Origin of the sequence: Mucilaginibacter pallidiroseus (assembly GCF_007846085.1) — a bacterium.
Lineage (GTDB): Bacteria > Bacteroidota > Bacteroidia > Sphingobacteriales > Sphingobacteriaceae > Mucilaginibacter > Mucilaginibacter pallidiroseus.
This window is the reverse complement of record NZ_VOEJ01000001.1, coordinates 321,248-338,493: the sequence shown is the minus strand read 5'-3', so window position 1 is coordinate 338,493 and position 17,246 is coordinate 321,248. Positions and strand designations below refer to the sequence as shown.

At 40.8% G+C, this 17,246-nt stretch carries 14 protein-coding genes and 1 tRNA gene; 4 read left to right on the top strand and 11 right to left on the bottom strand.

Annotated elements, in window-relative coordinates:
* Positions 1-26 precede the first annotated feature (26 nt).
* From FPZ43_RS01460 to FPZ43_RS01430, 7 genes are read right to left on the bottom strand one after another with little or no spacing between them, the layout of a single operon-like run.
* A complete protein-coding gene (locus FPZ43_RS01460) occupies positions 27-1,745 on the bottom strand; it encodes a thiamine pyrophosphate-binding protein (RefSeq protein WP_146380068.1) in 1,719 nt (572 codons plus the stop codon).
* Positions 1,732-2,667: an NAD-dependent epimerase/dehydratase family protein gene (locus tag FPZ43_RS01455; RefSeq protein ID WP_146380067.1), complete on the bottom strand. Its 936-nt coding sequence runs from the start codon at positions 2,665-2,667 to the stop codon at positions 1,732-1,734. Before FPZ43_RS01455 ends, FPZ43_RS01460 begins: the two co-directional genes overlap by 14 nt.
* Positions 2,660-3,754 (bottom strand): CDP-glucose 4,6-dehydratase, encoded by a 1,095-nt coding sequence (rfbG, locus tag FPZ43_RS01450; RefSeq protein ID WP_261380956.1) that lies wholly within the window; start codon positions 3,752-3,754, stop codon positions 2,660-2,662. The genes FPZ43_RS01455 and rfbG overlap by 8 nt, the downstream gene beginning before the upstream one ends.
* Positions 3,739-4,512: a glucose-1-phosphate cytidylyltransferase gene (rfbF, locus tag FPZ43_RS01445; RefSeq protein ID WP_146380066.1), complete on the bottom strand. Its 774-nt coding sequence runs from the start codon at positions 4,510-4,512 to the stop codon at positions 3,739-3,741. The genes rfbG and rfbF overlap by 16 nt, the downstream gene beginning before the upstream one ends.
* A gap of 14 nt (positions 4,513-4,526) precedes the next feature.
* Positions 4,527-5,564, bottom strand: coding sequence for a ferredoxin--NADP reductase (locus FPZ43_RS01440; protein ID WP_146380065.1), 1,038 nt, complete (start codon positions 5,562-5,564; stop codon positions 4,527-4,529).
* Between the two features lie 4 nt (positions 5,565-5,568).
* Positions 5,569-6,621, bottom strand: a complete 1,053-nt coding sequence (locus FPZ43_RS01435) for a GumC domain-containing protein (RefSeq protein ID WP_146380064.1) — start codon at positions 6,619-6,621, stop codon at positions 5,569-5,571.
* A gap of 3 nt (positions 6,622-6,624) precedes the next feature.
* Positions 6,625-9,102, bottom strand: a complete 2,478-nt coding sequence (locus tag FPZ43_RS01430) for an SLBB domain-containing protein (protein ID WP_146380063.1) — start codon at positions 9,100-9,102, stop codon at positions 6,625-6,627.
* A gap of 261 nt (positions 9,103-9,363) precedes the next feature.
* On the opposite strand from FPZ43_RS01430, the gene hscB reads away from it, so the two are divergent.
* The 4 genes from hscB (at position 9,364) to FPZ43_RS01410 (ending at position 11,137) form a co-directional block, all read left to right on the top strand.
* Positions 9,364-9,888, top strand: a complete 525-nt coding sequence (hscB, locus tag FPZ43_RS01425) for a Fe-S protein assembly co-chaperone HscB (protein WP_146380062.1) — start codon at positions 9,364-9,366, stop codon at positions 9,886-9,888.
* Between the two features lie 20 nt (positions 9,889-9,908).
* A tRNA-Leu gene (locus tag FPZ43_RS01420) sits at positions 9,909-9,988 on the top strand.
* Between the two features lie 54 nt (positions 9,989-10,042).
* The gene (locus FPZ43_RS01415) at positions 10,043-10,630 is read left to right on the top strand and encodes a Crp/Fnr family transcriptional regulator (RefSeq protein WP_261380955.1); all 588 of its coding nucleotides are present in this window, start codon (positions 10,043-10,045) and stop codon (positions 10,628-10,630) included.
* 117 nt (positions 10,631-10,747) lie between these two features.
* Positions 10,748-11,137 carry a RidA family protein gene (locus tag FPZ43_RS01410; RefSeq protein ID WP_146380061.1) on the top strand — a complete coding sequence of 130 codons (390 nt, stop codon included), beginning with the start codon at positions 10,748-10,750 and terminating at the stop codon, positions 11,135-11,137.
* 83 nt (positions 11,138-11,220) lie between these two features.
* Here the strand turns inward: FPZ43_RS01410 and FPZ43_RS01405 are convergent, their stop codons facing one another.
* From FPZ43_RS01405 to FPZ43_RS01390, 4 genes are all read right to left on the bottom strand, one after another.
* The gene (locus FPZ43_RS01405) at positions 11,221-13,695 is read right to left on the bottom strand and encodes a glutaminase family protein (protein WP_146380060.1); all 2,475 of its coding nucleotides are present in this window, start codon (positions 13,693-13,695) and stop codon (positions 11,221-11,223) included.
* A 24-nt stretch (positions 13,696-13,719) separates the two neighbouring features.
* Positions 13,720-14,793, bottom strand: coding sequence for a glycoside hydrolase family 76 protein (locus tag FPZ43_RS01400; RefSeq protein WP_146380059.1), 1,074 nt, complete (start codon positions 14,791-14,793; stop codon positions 13,720-13,722).
* Positions 14,794-14,807: 14 nt separating this feature from the next.
* On the bottom strand, positions 14,808-16,223 hold the full coding sequence (locus FPZ43_RS01395) for a glycoside hydrolase family 125 protein (protein WP_146380058.1): 1,416 nt from the start codon (positions 16,221-16,223) through the stop codon (positions 14,808-14,810).
* A gap of 131 nt (positions 16,224-16,354) precedes the next feature.
* Positions 16,355-17,212 (bottom strand): AraC family transcriptional regulator, encoded by an 858-nt coding sequence (locus FPZ43_RS01390; protein WP_146380057.1) that lies wholly within the window; start codon positions 17,210-17,212, stop codon positions 16,355-16,357.
* Positions 17,213-17,246 lie beyond the last annotated feature (34 nt).

Sequence of the window (17,246 nt, the reverse complement as noted above, 5' to 3'; positions counted from 1 at the left end):
ATTATTTTTTACGTATTAACTGATTATTAGGTACCTTCCATTTCAATTGGAGTAGCAAAAGGTTCCATTTCTGTAATGGGTTTGCCAAACGCAATTTTCGGATAAGTATTAGTATGAGGATCTATCATTATTTGTAACAGAACTGGGCTATCAGCGTTCTCACTATTCCACATCCATTCAACAGCACTATCTATTTCGTCTTCTGTATTTATCGTCGCAGCGTTTATACCATATGCCTCAGCTACTTTCTCAAAGTCCGGCGCGGTATATCCCCAATACGTAGATTGATAGCGAGACTCGAAGTAACTATCTTGAAATTGCCTGATCATTCCAAGATTACGGTTGTTCATAACAATAACCTTAACAGGCAACTTATTGCGAACTATAGTTTGCAGTTCCTGAATATTGATTTGCATACAACCATCGCCAACGATAACAATAACCGGCTTTACGCCTAAACCAAAACAAGCACCAATGCCTGCCGGTAATGCATATCCCATTGCTCCCATCCCTCCGGATGTTAAAAACAACTGATCATCTCCAACTTCTACAGACTGAGCTGCCCACATTTGATGGCTCCCAACGTCTGCGAGATAGCACTTGGCTGCTTGTGAATGTTGCGAAAGCTTATGAATAAATACATTGGGATTTATACCATTCGGCGTTAATTCTTTCACGTCGGGCCATTGCTCCTTTAAGTCCTGTATGTAATCAACCCAAGCTTTGGGCTGCACAAACTCTACATCAGAAAGAGCATTTGTAAAGTCTTCAAAAAACAATTTGGCATCCGCAATAACAGGTATGCAGCCCCTTATTCTATTGTTTATCTCTTCCGCCTCGCAATCAACATGGTAAATTGTGCGATCTTCAAAGAATTTGGTATCTGCTCCTGTTTGCCTGATGTCTAACCTGCTTCCTACAACAATCAATAAGTCGCACTCGCCAAACGCAATATTTGCCCAGCGATTACCATAGCTGCCAATAAAACCTACTCTGTATGGATTATCAAATGGTATTGCATCTACAGCTAATAACGTTGTTATAACCGGCAAATGAGTTTTGTCCACAAATTCCATCATCGCTTGTGTGGCAAATGCAGCCCTTACGCCGCGTCCAACTAAAAGTAATGGACGTTTAGCATCCTTTATAGCACCGGCGATATCGAGTAAAACCGCTTTATCTAAAGGCGCAGGTGCGGGTACCATAGTATCGTCAGCAGGTACTGCAATATTTGCCCGCTGAACGTCCATGGGTATGTCTATAAGCACAGGCCCAGGGCGCCCGTCGCAAGCTATAGAAAAGGCTTGCTCAAATATTTGAGGTAAATCGTTTTCATTATCTACCTTGAAACACGCTTTGGTAATTGGCTTAGCCATTGCAATTATGTCCGTTTCCTGAAAACCAAGCTGACGAATGTTTCTGTCGCCTTTTTGTTCATGTCGGTTAACCTGTCCCGTTATAAAAATTGCAGGCGTCGAGTCAAAATAACAACTACCTATACCGGTAAGTAAATTAGTTGCGCCAGGACCACTTGTAGCTAGGGCTACACCTGGCAAACCAGTAACTCTACCGTAAGCATCAGCTGCAAAAGCGGCCGATTGCTCGTGGTGCATTGTTATGATATTTATTTGTGTTTTTTGATTGAGTGAATCAAGTAGATGTGTGATCATGCCACCTGATAATTCAAATACATGCTTGATGCCCTTTTTTTCTAAGAAAAGTGCTATAAAATCAGATGCCTTCATTGTTATGCGTTATTTTTTGTTTCAGATCATCCAATACGTTTAGCATCGCGCTTTTAAAATCAGTAACGTCAAATTCACCAAATTCTTTAACAAACTTACTGGAATTACCCTGCATGTGCATGGGTTGATTTTTACGGTAAGGTAAGTTACCAAAATTGAGCTGAAAACTTGGATTTATATGATCGCGGATATCTGTTATCAGCGTCTTTAATTTTAATACATTTTTACCTGATATGTTGTATATACCCGAAACTCCGTTTTTTGTTGTAATATTATTTACAGCAAGTGCTAAGTCGCTCACATACAGGTAAGAATATTTTTGTTCTCCTGCTGTAAAATCCATTTCGGTACCCGTAAACATGCGTTTTACCATTGACGGGATTAACCAGTTATCTGCTTCGCCCTTACCAAAAAAGGAAAATAGCCTTAACCAAAACCAGTCAATTTTGTGGTAATTGCAAAACTGCTTAACCAACTCACTGCATACAACCTTTACACAGCCGTAAGCTTCAGTAGGACTAGTAGGATACTCTTCGTCTATAGTACCCTCAAAAATACCGTATTCTGCCTGCGAACCCAAGCTTATAAATTTGGATGCTTCTGATTTTGATGCTATAAAAAGCAACGATTTTAAGAAATCAATATTAGCTACCTGTATATTCCAATCATCCCGCTCAAGATGGCCTACCCCTAACCAAGCGCTATGAACTATAACATCGGGAGAAGATTTAATTACGGCATCCTGCCAATCGCCAAGATCATCCTGCAAAATCCAGTTTACACTGCTGTAGTATTGGTTACAACGTTCTCTGGACGACGATGGCCGATAAATTGCTGTAACATCGTGCTCCTCATTAATCAGATATTCGGCAATGTTTGATCCAAGAAAACCGGTTATACCCGTAATGAAAATCTTAGCCATTCAAAAAATCTTCTATTTCGTTCTCTGTATATTTCAACAGGTCACCACTGTGATAATACTGCTTATACCACTTAATTGTATTTTCAACGGCTTTACCAGCATTTAATCTTGGCAGCCAGCCTAACTCGGCCTTGGCTTTACTCACATCAAGTTTTAACAAGCCTGCTTCGTGAGGTTGATTTTCATTTTTATGAATAAAATAACTTCCGGTGCCCCATGCCTCTATGCTCATCTCAACCATTTTGTTAACAGGCAATGCATCGTTAACATCCGGGCCGAAATTATAAGCGGTTGAATAGCTTTGAGGGTCATTAAATAATTTTGCGCCCAGCAATAAATAGCCCGCTAATGGCTCCAATACATGTTGCCAAGGCCTCACAGCACCCGGGTTTCTTATTTCAACTTCCTTACCTTGCTCAAGTGATCGTACAATGTCAGGTATCAATCTATCTGCAGACCAATCTCCACCTCCAATAACATTACCGGCACGGCCAACGGCAATTGCCTTTTTATGTTTATCAAAATCTTTAATATTGAAAAATGAATTGCGGTAAGAGTCAATAACCAACTCTGCACATGCTTTGCTTGCGCTATATGGGTCATAACCTCCAAGTCTGTCATTTTCACGATAAGGGTAATCCCACTCATTGTTGTGGTAAACCTTATCGGTAGTTATGAAAACACAATAACAAGGTTTTTGCACCAACATAAGAGCGTCCAGAACATTGGCAGTACCTATGGCATTAACTTCAAATGTTTCTGACGGAATTTTATACGATAGGCGAACCAATGGCTGCGCAGCTAGGTGAAATATAAAGTCGGGTTGAAAAGACTCAACCTCATCTTTTAATCTGTCTCTATCTCTAAGATCAGCTATAACCGATTCACAAATTTGATCGCCGTTAATAACGTCAAATAGATTTGGGGTGCCTACAGGCGACAATGCATAACCTTTAACATCGGCCCCAAGCATGTTTAATATCTTGAGCATCCAGGATCCTTTAAAACCAGTATGACCAGTTAAAAATACCTTTTTACCGCTGTAAATTTTCTTTAAATCCTCTATCATATTTACCATACTTTCCATGGTGCTTGATTAGCATCCCACATCTCATTAAGATCATGCTTGTCTTTCAGCGTATCCATAGGACGCCAAAATCCAGTGTGTTTATACGCATTCATCTGCCCGGTATTAGCGATTTCTTCCATGGGCTTTTGCTCCCAAACCGTGCTGTCTCCTTCGTTGATATAGTCAAATATGGTTGGTTCACACACAAAATAACCACCATTTATCCAAGCGCCGTCCCCTTTAGGTTTCTCCATAAAAGAATGCACGGATGAATCATCAAGAATATTTAATGCACCAAACCTTCCAGACGGTTGCACAGATGTTACAGTACATTGCTTACCATGGTTTTTGTGGTACTCAACAAGTTGCTTTATATCAATATTGCCTACACCATCGCCGTATGTAAGCATAAAAGTTTCATTATTAACATATGGTTGAATTCTTTTGATTCGGCCACCTGTCATCGACTCATTACCTGTATCAACCAAAGTGATCTTCCATGGCTCTGCCTGCGAGTCGTGAACTTCTACAGAATTGTTCTTTAAATCGATCGTAACGTCTGATTTATGCAAAAAGTAGTTAGAAAAAAACTCTTTAATTACATAGCCTTTGTAGCCCAAACAAACCACAAAATCATTAAAACCATGGGCAGAATAAATTTTCATTATATGCCATAGAATTGGCATTCCGCCAATTTCAACCATTGGTTTTGGTTTTAAAACCGTTTCTTCAGACAATCGTGTGCCTAAGCCACCTGCTAATAATACAACTTTCATTATAGTTTTTCTTCTTATTCAATTTCAACAATAACATCATCAGTAACCGGGAAACTGCTGCAAAGCAAACGTTCATCTGATTGCAAGCCCTCAGGAACATTTTTTACGCCAATCATTTTTAAATCCCCTTTAAGCAATTTCCCTTTGCAAACCAGGCAATTGCCGGTTTGGCACGAATAGGCCATCTCCAATAAAGCGTTAAGACCTGCCTCTAAAACACTTTTACCGGCTGTAACTTCTACCGTATGGTCAACGCCATCTTTGCGTATAGTTACCTGTTGCGTAACTATACCAGCAAAATCAACCGGATTACGAACAACTTCAAAGTCCTCATAAAAAATATGCTCATCAGAAAAACCCAAATCATGTAACACGGTGGATACCGATTGCTTTAGTCCTTCGGGCCCACATATATAGTGAAGTGTGTCATGAAAATTATTTTCTTCTTGCATCACTGCAATAACCTTTGAAGGTTGTATCCTCCCTTGTATTACATTCGGATTGTTGCCTGATATGACCGCCTTTGTAAAAAAGTGAAAAGCAGAGAACTTGTCTTGGTAGGTAAATTCGAGCTCAGTGATTTTGTCTTTAAATATAACACTTTCACTTTCCCTATTTCCATAAACTAAGGTAACGTGCCTTGCAATTTGCTGGGCCAAGGCATACTTCGCAATAGACATAAGGGGTGTTATACCACTACCTGCCCCCCATAGAACAATATGTGCATCCTTGTTTTGCTCATTTAAAACAAAATCACCTAATGGTTCCATTGCTTCAATGATATCGTCAACCTTAACAGCGTCAATAATGTGGTTAGATACAACGCCACCAGGCACTCTTTTTATGGTTACTTCAAGGTTTTGATCTACACCAGGTGCTGATGAAAAACTGTAGGGCCTTAAATAACGACGACCATTTATGCGAAATATGAGAGTAAGATATTGGCCAGCCTTATATTTAATCTTTTTTAGACCTGGCTGCTTAAGTACAACCGTAACAGTATCTGTCGTTTCGGCTCTAATATCAATTACCTTAAGCGTGTAGTACTGCATATAATTATTTAAGAGCTGATTGAATAAATTTTTTCAAGAGTAGGAACACAGATGTAAAAAAAGCGCCTAATAAAATGCCAACTATTATAGCAGTTTTCTTGCCTATCTTTTTTACAGCCAACGGCAATACCGGCTGATCTATTATTTGTATTAATGGGGCTTCCTGGCGTAGTGAAATTTTACCAAGTTCAAGATTTTTGACTACCTCGCTATAAATGGCAGTGCTAGCTTGCACATCAACTTGCCTACGCTGAGATGGTACACGCAAGGTTAACAATGCAGGGTTAGCATTTGGCGCAGCGTCAAGCGCAGCGGCCACTCCGCTAATTGCCCCATTTAAAACATGCCGCACACTATCGGCCTGCTTTTGTAAAATTTTAACGTTCTGCAAACTTTTTTTAATGCGCGTTTGCGTATAAAAATCATTCACAGTCTCAACAAGCTTGCTATTAAATTCCTTGGCAAACAGCTCGTCTGGTGAGTTGAACAATACTTGTATAATACTGAGTTTTTTATCGGGCTTTGCTACTGTAAGATACTTTTTATTGAATGTAAAAATAATGTCGGTTATTATACTGTCTTGTTTACGATTTAGATTATTTTGGCCCTCAAGAAATGAAATCGAGCCAATTTTTTCATCCTTTAGCCATTTTTCCCGTAGGTTATTAAACTCAATATATCTGTTTATAAGCAACTCACGCTTTCCATTAATGTTGACGGCCGATAATAATGTTTTTTTTAACATTAACCGCGATTTATACAACTCTAAAATGTTGTCTCCCTGGAATATGCCGCCTCCCGAACCTCCAATATCTATCCCAGCCAAAGAAGCCAAACCAGCATATTGACTAAGGGCACCACTTCTGTTACCTTCATCCAAAACAAAATTAGATACAGCAGTATAGGATGGCTTAGTAGAGAAGGCGTAAAAAAAGCCAAGGGCACCGGCAAGTATGCTAACGACAGCTATTACATACCACTTAGATCTGAGATAATTTATCGCAGATTTACCTATTAGTGCAATATCTTTAATACTTATTTCATCGTTCTGGCTCATAAACTACTTAGAAAGATTAATTATACCTAAAATAATTGCTCCTAAAGATGCCAGGCCACTGGTTAAACCAACTACTTCTGCTGCTGATAAACTACGACGAACAGGTTTTTTAGGTACGTATATTTCACTTCCGGGTTTTACCGAAGGATGAACATTAAAAAACAAAAATTTACTTGTGCCTTTTACAGTTCCGTTAGGGTATACTACATACGCACCTTTTTTTAATGCTGTTGGCGCATACCCACCGGCATTCAAAACAAAATCATTAAATGATTTTGACTTATTATAAACAACCGCACTTGGGTACAATACCTCGCCGTTTACACGCACAATCTGCTGTTGCTTAGGTATACGTATCACGTCGTTATCTTCCATAATCAAGTCAATAAAGGTACCCGGCTTTTTAAGGATTGACTTCAAATCAATACCCACATAGCTGTTACGTAATTGCTCTGGTGCTAACTGTGTAGAGTCCTTATAACTTTGCTTTAAACGGCTTAAGCGATCGATACGTTCCTTTTCAATTGCCGCTGTATCTGTTTTATTTCTGTCTATACCCAAAATAGCGATGTTGTCGCGTTTTAGGGTACCGCCGTCAACGTCAGCCGAAGCAGTAATACCGCCTGCCCTTGCAATGATGTCTGATATTTTTTCGTTCTTCTTTTTTACTGTATAATAACCGGGATACAAAACTTCACCTTCTACCTTAACAGTGATCTGCCTTTCATAACCAGGTAATGTGTATACCGAAACAATGTCAAATGGCTTTAGCTTGAAATCAGCCTCACCGGCTTTAAGTTCGTTGTCAACATTTACAACAAATACCTGCGCCAGGTTACTTGCCCGTGATGTTGGGTCGCTATCAGTGACACGTCTTGAGACTTCAATACGTTTTGAACTTGCACCTTCAGTAAAGCCACCAGCTTTAAGAATAAGGTCTTCAACACTGATTCCCTCAGAGTAAGCATATTCTCCTTCATTTCTTACTTCGCCCTTTATTGTTAAGCGATATTTATCGCGTAAATCAAATATCGACGAGATATTAACAACATCTTCTCTTTGTAAAAGAATGTCGGGCGCAGTTTTGGCTACAACCGCTTTAACATCAAAAGAGAGTAGCTCTGTAGTGTTGTCGGGCTTTAATCTTGTAATGCTTCCACGACCCGAGAAAGCATCTTCCTTAAGACCTGCTGCGTTACTTATCAATTGTGATACCGTCAGCCCTTTCTGTAATTCATATTCTCCAGGTCTAAAAACTGCACCATTTATAGTTACTCTATTTTCATAGCGATCTAAAATCCTGTCAACTACGAATCTGTCGCCACGCAACGGAACATAATTTTTGAAGTCGTTTTCCAATACATCCGTTATGCGCCTTTGCTGTTCATTTATCTGCGACACCTTAATGCGAGCAGTATAAGCCTGATCTGTAAAGCCACCTGCAAAACGAATTATGTCCGCAAGTTTCTCACCAGGTAAAACCTCAAATATCGCCGGTACTTTCACCTCTCCTGCAAGTTCAACGCGCGTACGATAAGTAGGTACACGGATAATATCCTGATCCTGTAAAGCTATGTTATCTTTCTGGTCTCCTTTAGTTAAAAAGTCGTATACGTCTAACCGCCTTACTATCCTGTTATTACGCAAAATTTCAATTTGCCTGAAAGAGCCTATGTCGCTGGGGCCACCTGCTGCGTACAATGCAGTGAAGGCAGTAGCAAGCGACGGAAGTGTGTAGGTACCCGGTTTAGAAACTTCCCCTACCATTATTACTTTGATGCTGCGTATGTCGCCCAAAGTGACATTTACATTTGTGCCCCTGCCTATAGCGTAATTATTGGCAGCAAGTTTATTTTTAATTAATGAGGTAACTTGCTCAATAGTTTTTCCGGATACGTTTAAAATACCGGCTCCCGGAATATTAATATTCCCTTCAGGAGAAACTGCAAGTTTCCAGTTTACAAGCGAATTGCCAAAAACGTTAATATTAAGCTGATCATCAGGACCTACAATATAGTTTACCGGCGTTGCAATTTTTAAATTCGGCTCAAATTTAATGTTGTTATTTCTAAACAGATCGGCCCCAAATATTCTTGGCTTGAAGATATCAATTACTTTTTCATCAGCCTTTACTATTGTATCCGGAATGTAGTTTAAAGTTCGGCTCTCATTGATGATCTCTGTATTAGCGGTTTTACTTTGCTGACTTGCAGACGACTGGCGCAAAGATTGTATCCTTGTTTGCAATACCTGTGCCTGACTATCACTTAGGCCACGAGCCTTTAAAGTTTGAAGCAACTGTGCATCGCTCAAACCTGATGAGGCTGCCTGCTGCATAGCTTGCCTCAATTGATCGTCTGATAAATCACTTATCACAACCCCAGAAAGATTTTGAGGAACTGTTTGCGCTTTTACGCTATCTGCGCAAATAGAGTATAGTGCAATACACAATAAAATTAACAGGGGTTTAAGTTTATTCATAAAATTAAAATACTTTAAAAAATAATACTTCATAGAAGTATAGAGGAATTAAGAGGAACATCTGTGTTCTCAGCTATAAATTCAATACGCATCCAGACGTTGTATTTTTTAGGGAGTGCAAATATATATTAAAATCACTTACTTTTAACGCAAACTTCAGTTGCTGTGCAAAACGTTTAGACTATAAAATTGTTTTGTATTAATGTACGGTTTATATAAATGCAACATAACACTTTGATCCTAAATAATTAAATTTTCAAAATGAATTATTTCGAATTTTACGATATTCCTGAAAGCTTCCTCCCAGATCAAACTTTAATTAAAAAAAAGTTTTATGCTTTAAGCAAACAGTATCACCCCGATTTTCATGCCAATCAGGATGATGAAAGGCAGCAGGAAATACTTGAGCTATCCACACTTAATAATAAGGCTTATCAAACGCTCAGCAACCCAAACAGGGTGGTTGAATATGTTTTAAGAGAACATGATTTGATAAATGAGGGCGCAAAACCACAACTTCCATCAAATTTTTTGATGGAAATGATGGATATAAACGAGCGCATCATGGAAATTGAAAATATGGCGCAATTTGGCGAAATAAGCGTGGAAGTACTTGCCATTGAGAGCGATATGAATTACGAACTGCACGAACTGATCAAGGACTACAGTGAATTGGATCACACCGCCCAAGAAAACCGGCTGAATGAAATTGCAAATATTTACTACAAACAAAAATATTTGTTGCGAATTAAAGAGAGTTTAGATACATTTGCAGCCCGCTTGTAAGCAAACATGCTTATGGAAATGCCCAGATGGCGGAATTGGTAGACGCGCTGGTCTCAAACACCTGTGGGAAACCGTGCCGGTTCGACTCCGGCTCTGGGTACAAAGCCTCCTAAGAAATTAGGAGGCTTTGCTGTTTTTTCAAAAAATTATTTATTTGACGGAAGCCAGCCTTTATTGCATATTACACATCTTAAGGGAACATATCGAAAAAATCATATCGTTAACAGACGACGAATTTTCTTTTATCAGTTCGCATTTCGAGATCAAAAATTACAGGAAGCACGACTTTTTGATTACTCTCGGGCATGATGTTAAATACTGCTATTTTGTAACCAAAGGTTTATTAAAACTGGTTTATGACGACGAAGGAGGCAAGCAACACATTGTGGCTTTTGCAATGGAGGATTGGTGGGAAAGTGATTTTTTAGCTTATTATAGTAAGAGCAAGGCAACCATGTCTTTACAATGCCTGGAAGACACGCAGGTATTGTGCCTACCGCTCGAGAGTTATCACGCCCTTTGTACGAGCTTGCCGAAGATGGAACACTTCCTACTGCAGAAAGCAAATGCAGGGCATATCAGCGCACAACAACGCATACTCTCCTTTCTAACCTCAAGCGCAAGTCAGCGTTACAACCAGTTACTCAAAAAGTATCCTGCCTTGTTTCAGCGGGTTCCAAAAACACAGCTGGCATCTTACCTCGGCGTTTCGCGCGAAACCCTCAGCAGGCTCTCTGAATAACAAATCAAAAACTATTTTAAACATGTGATATTTGTCACACCCTAATACGCCTTAACCTCCTCATTTTTGCCGTATAAAATTATCAACTGAGCCTTTAGCTCATTTAAACAAGCAAAAATGGAAAAGAGAATAATTAATCCATGGCAATGGCAGGACGAGCGCAGTTATGTACAAGCAGTTGAAGTTACCAATGCCACGGGCACACTATATGTGTCTGGCCAAACCGCAATAAGTGCAGACGGCGTATCCAGCGATGCAGATATGAAGTCGCAATTATTACTTGCATTGGAAAACCTCGAGCACGTTATAAATAAAGCAGGCTATAGTTGTGAAAATATAGTTCGGTTAAACATTTATACCACTAATACAGCCGAGCTTTGGCCGCACTTTAATATTTTTCAGGAATGGACAACAAAGCATAATGTCAAACAAGCACTAACCTTAATGGAGGTAAAAAGCCTATTTGAAACATTAAAAGTTGAGCTTGAAGCTACGGTAGTGAAGTAGTATTTTAATTTGGGGCACAGACCTCCCTTATAAAAAAAACCCGGTAAATTTAGGTACCGGGTTTTTCTTTATTTCCAAGGGTGTTATTTATTCCCCAGCCATTTTTGCTCGAGCATTTTAATAAAGTAGCCTCCTACCACGCTGCGTGCCTGGAAACCTACCTGTTTACCGTTGGTGGTTTCGTGCCAGTCGCCCATGGGTACACGAGTTGGTGTCTCGTTAGCATATTTATATATCGGCTCAATCAATTCCTTAAAATCACGCTGGTTGTTTGCCAGGGTTGCTGTCCAAACTATCCAATCAGACTTTGTGTAGCTTTTGCGGCTGTCTAAGGGTAATCCAAATTTGTTTTGTTTACCAAGGTAGTATTTAATCTCCCTATCATAAACTGATTGGGGAAACAAATTAAATCCAAGCAGCTTATCCCAAACCAGGTTATACTTTTGGCTCCAGGTATCCTTGTTGCCAAAGGCAAGAGCATAATGATCGCCATCATCGGCTAGTTTCATCCACTTGGTTACAGCATCCTTTGCTATTTTGCGGTTTTTTGCAGCTACATCTTTATGACCAAGCATATCGGCCAACATTGCGTATGATGCAATTCCGTTTATGGCCTTTAACGATAAGTTGGCATTGCGCGCAAGGTGACCCGCAAAATCGTCGGTGCAAAGTTGGCTGCCAGGATCAATCCCTTCCCTTATAAGATAATCTTTCCAGATGGTGAGCGTTTTCCAGTGCTTTTTAGCGTAGCTTGCGTTGCCCTCGGCTTTGGCTATAGCCGCTGCCAAAATTGTCATGTTGCCAGATTCTTCAACCGGCATATCCTCACCATAGGTTTGTCCGTTTGCCAATGGATAAGTACCTAGGTCATGCGCTGCGAAAGGTTTTTTAAACTTACCGCTTTCGCTGTAATAAAAGATGCCATTCATCATGCCTTTAAGCAACTCAGGCTTGTATAGCAAAAACATAGGAGCCGATGGATAAGTTATATCAACCGTATTGATGGAACCATTGCTAAAATTTTCCTTAGATAAAAATAACAACTCACCCTGCGGACTACGTACAAGCGCATGTGCAGCTATAGCCTGGCGGTATGCTAAAATACAAAGGTCGGCATACTCCTTACCTCCTGCCAACACCGCTTTACTGTACATATCCTTGTTAAACGCGGCGCAGCGTGCCATTATACTTTGGTAATCAACAGCAGCTTTATGAAGTTGTCCTTCAATAGTTTGATCGCCATTTTTGTTCCACCAAGGGCGTAGGTTTTTACCGAAATACTGGACCGAGTAAATATCGTTATAACCAATCTCAACATATCGCTCAACAACTTTACCACCCACATTACCCATAGGTATAATAGTATTCAGTGATAGTTGCTTACCCGCTGTAGTGGTGGTCTTAAATTTACCGGCAAAAAAAGCTGCCAGTCCACCAGTTTGACTTGTGATGAATTGCGATGCTTTCAGGGCTGTTGGCACGGCTACATAAGCATAACCCCAATCTATACGAAGATCATCACCTTTCTTTTTAAGGATAGGTTGCTCTGTTGTACCCGCTTTTAATATAGATAGTCCATTGCTTGTGTATTGCTTAGCTGTTATGCCTTGGGTAGCTTTATCAACAGCCAAATCTGTAGATGCGCCGAAATAAAGTTGCACGCTATGTGCTTTAGATGTATTTGATATAGCGCGGTATGTAATGTATGTAACCGGTCTCGACATCAGGTCGAGGTTATCCATCAGCAATGGCGATGTGAAGATAACTTTCAGGTCAACCGGGCCGCACTTAAAGTTATAAATAGTTTGAGTAGCATTAAGCACTACAGATGTTTGCTTAGCTTCGTTAAGCTCGGCACGCTCGGCAGGCTTTACTTCCTCGGCCAGGCCTGCGTCAATCCAGGCACCACCGCCGGTATTAACGCAATGCATTGCCAATACATTCTCTCCATCACGTAGCTTATCTTTTATGCTGTTCTTTAACTGAATTATCTGCAGATCGCCATTTGCGCCTTCACTCTCATCTATCTTTTCGCCGTTCAGGTACACTTCCGCCTGGTCGTCGTGGTGCAATTTTAAAACAAGCTTATTGACATCCGTTTTGGTGTAAGTAAATGTGCGTCTTACCCATATATCGCGGCTTTTCCACATTGTTTTATTGTATGCCGGATCGTTACCGAACGGGGCTGCACCCGTTTTCCACTTACTGTCGTCAAATGCAGTCTCGGCCCAGTTTTTACCCGGATCTGCTTCGATATATTTAGCCGTATATGTTTTCTCATCGGCATCGGCAAGTATGGTTTTGTAAGATACAGGCTCGTTACCCATAAAGCGATAGTACTCGCCATCAACCTTGGCAATACCAAGTAAGGACTGCCCCTTTCCTGTCCAATGCTTTGTTGTTGACCCATTCAGTTCATCAGTAAATGACCATACGCTGAAATAAGGATTATGTGTTATTAAAGGGTATGCGGGCGCTTTAGTAGCTTGCGCATGCACGCCAATGTATGACAGCAGCGCACAACCCAGCAACCCAAAAGGTTTTAGAGCATTTTTCATGTGTAGTGTGAGATATAGTTTTTATTATTTGCCTTCAAACTTTTGCAGGCGGGCATAAATTTCAAGCATTGCCGCCTGGTCAATAAGTCGTTTAACGTTTTTGGTGCCCACCAGGCCTTTGCTGTCGCGCTCATCTTTCCAAATCCGGTTGGCATCGGCTACAAAAAACTGCAGGCGCTGCTTGTTCTTGTCAACTTTATACAGCTCCAGATATCCGCGCAAAAGCACTGCGTTAAACCAATAGTCGCCGCGTAGCTTTCCGTTTCTGTAAAACTGTTTCTCGGCAGCATTAGCAACACTAACAGCATCATCTAAATACTTCTTGTTTTTGGTGATATTATAAAGCAATACGCCGCTTTGCAGCATAGTGCCTGCATTGTAAGTATAGTATGCAGAATCAATTTTTTGCGAAGGCAACCTGATGTTATCAAAGTAAACACCGTTTGGAGCAAGCAGCCTGCTTTTTGTCCAATTATAAACTTTAACAGCTGTATCCAGATAGGCTTTTTGCTTCGTTGCCTGGTACAATCTTAACCCTACCAAAATACCCGGCCCGTTTGAGCAGGTATTCTTAGATTTGAAATTTCCCTCTTCCCAGTAAAAGCCGCCACCGCCAACATCATTTAAACCGGTAAGCAGAAAGCGATATATTGTTTTAGAGATATTAAGATATTCCTTTCTATGCGTGCGATCATAAGCATCCATCAAGGCAATGGCAATCCACTGGTTATCATCGTAAAAACGATTATCCTGTTTCTCTCTTACAACCATGGCCTGATAGGCCGGCGCTGGTGGGCGCGTGGTATAGTACTGCTGTATGGCCACCATTACCGGGCTGATGTACGATTTATTAGGGTTCACTACCTCCATTTCGTTTGCGGCTTGTATCAAGCCACACAGCGGCCATAAAAATGAATGGTTTTCCCGGTTCTCGGCCGAGTCGGTTGTTTCCAGGAAAAGGTTTTGTTTCTTGTCGAAGAACCTACTGTAGATATTGCTGTGCAACTGGCGTGTCGCGGCAGCATAATCCATTGTTTGTGCAAGGGTACTAAATACCGATGCACAAACAATAATAACTATTAAGTGAAGTTTTTTCATCTTCGAGGTTTTTGTTAAGCCAGTAATTGCGGCTTAGTTGTATAAGTTTCCCAAAGCAATTCACCAAAAAGGGTATTAGCCCAGGCAAACCAGCTACGGGTAAATTTGGTAGCATCATTTTTATGGAACGACTCGTGCATAAAGCCTGTGCCGCCATGTGTTTTACGCAACATTTCTATACACTCTTTAATTTCGGTATCGCTGTTGCTTGTAAGTGCACGAATAATGATGCTGATAGGCCAAACCATATCTTTGCCTACATGCGGGCCACCTATACCCTCGCCTGCCGTGCCTTTAAAAAAGAACGGATTATCAAGCGATAGCAGCATTTTGCGGGTATTTATGTAAACCGGATCGGTATTTTTTATGGCATCCAGGTACGGCATAGCCAATAAGCTTGGCACGTTGGCATCATCCATCAGGTTGTAGCTGCCAAAGCCATTCACCTCGTAAGCATACACTTTACCATGATCAGGGTGATTAACTACAGCGTGTTTTTGTAGAGCAGCGTTTACCTCGTTTGCAAGGGTTGTCAGTTCGCCGGCAAGGGCAGCATCTTTTGATATGGCTGTTACCATTTCAGCCGCCTGGTTAAGGCTGGTAACGGCGAAGAAGTTAGATGGTATCAGGAATGAAAAGATGGTGGCATCATCGCTCGGGCGGAATGAAGAGCAAATTAAACCCACCGGTTTTACCGGGTAACCAAAACCGCTCATTGGTACGCTATCGGTAGCGAAAGCGGTTTTACGCTGGAACGAGTAAGGCCCGTCATTATTTTTGCGTTGCTGCTCCTTAAATGTTTTCAATACGGCCTGTATGGCGCTTTTCCATTTAGCATCAAATGGTGACGTATCGCCGGTAAGTTTCCAATACTTATAAGCCAGGCGTATTGGGTAACATAACGAATCAATTTCCCATTTACGCTCGTGCAAGCCGGGTTTCATGTCGGTAACATCATCTTTCCACTCGCTTTGCTTGCTCGGGTCGTCATAAAAAGCATTGGCGTATGGGTCGCGCAATATGCAGGTAGCCTGGTGATTAATTACACCTGCAATCAATTTTTTTAACTCTGTATCCTTATTTATAAATGCAAGGTATGGCCAAACCTGCGCACTGCTGTCGCGCAGCCACATGGCATCAATATCACCGGTAATTACATAGGTATCGGGTTTGCCATCAAGCACCTTGTAAGTTACAGTGGTATCTAAAGTATTAGGGAAGCAATTTTCGAACAGCCAGCCCAATTCAGGGTTTTTTACTTTCGATTTAAATTCCACAATCGCCTTCTCTACAGATTTGCTTGTAAAGTGACGTTTTGCCGCCGCTACCCTTACTACCGGGAAAGGTGCGTTTGCCGCAAACGATAATTTATTTAATAAAACGCCTGCTCCAATTAAACCGGTGCTCCCGATAAATTGTCTTCTTTTCATACTAATTTGATGGTATTTTTAAATTATAACTGGCCTGCAATATACGAATGCATATAATATCTCAGCGTTAAAAGTTGCGCTTGAATTAATTAAACACACTTTTCAAGCTTTAAAAAAGCTGTTTTTAACGGCTATTGTTTTTTATCTCCATCCCATATTCGTATAAAATGCGAAGGGTTTTGGCCAACGGCTCTATTAAACAATTTGTTGAAATAAGAAATACTTTCAATGCCCACGGCATAGCATGTTTCGGCAACGTTGGTGCCTTGCATTAACAGGTTTTTTGCACGTTCTATTCGGTACTGATTGACAAAGTCCGTAAAAGTCATGTTAGTTTGCCTTTTAAAATAGCGGCAAAAAGCTGGTGTAGTAAGGTGCACTTTGGCGGCGACTGCATTCACGTTAGGCTTTTTATTATAGTTGGCATCAATGTATTCGTATATAGCGCCCATCCTGATCTTGTCTTTCAGGATAAAATCTTTGCTTGATTCATCGTTGTTCAGCAATTCCATTTCTGTAGATGTGGCGAGTATTTGAAAAATCTCCACCAATGCCAGCAGTTGATCAAATGACGATAAACCGTTAAGCGCCCTTAATCGCCCGGCAACGTTAGCTTTGGTTTCCCCGCTGAATGATATACCTCTGTCGGCATTCTTAAACAAGGCTTTTATTGCAGCAAACTCCGGGGAGGTTGCTATGGCCTGCCCTAAGAAATTGGTATGCAACTGCAAAACTATCTGGTGGTAATCGCTGCGTAACCTGTAATCAAAATTGAGGTGCGGCAGGTTGCCACCTATAAATACCAGGTCGCTTTGTGTGTAGCCCGATATGTGCGTACCTACATGCCTTATGCCGGCATCGGCTTCTACGTACACCAGCTCTACCTCGGGATGGTAATGCCATAAAAATGTATTGCGCAAACGAGGCGAAAACAGCTTAAATGACTTGCCCGGTTCAAAGTCTATGCGTTCGAGCTGTATTTTATCCATACCATATTGCAGATAATAATCTTAAATATAAGCA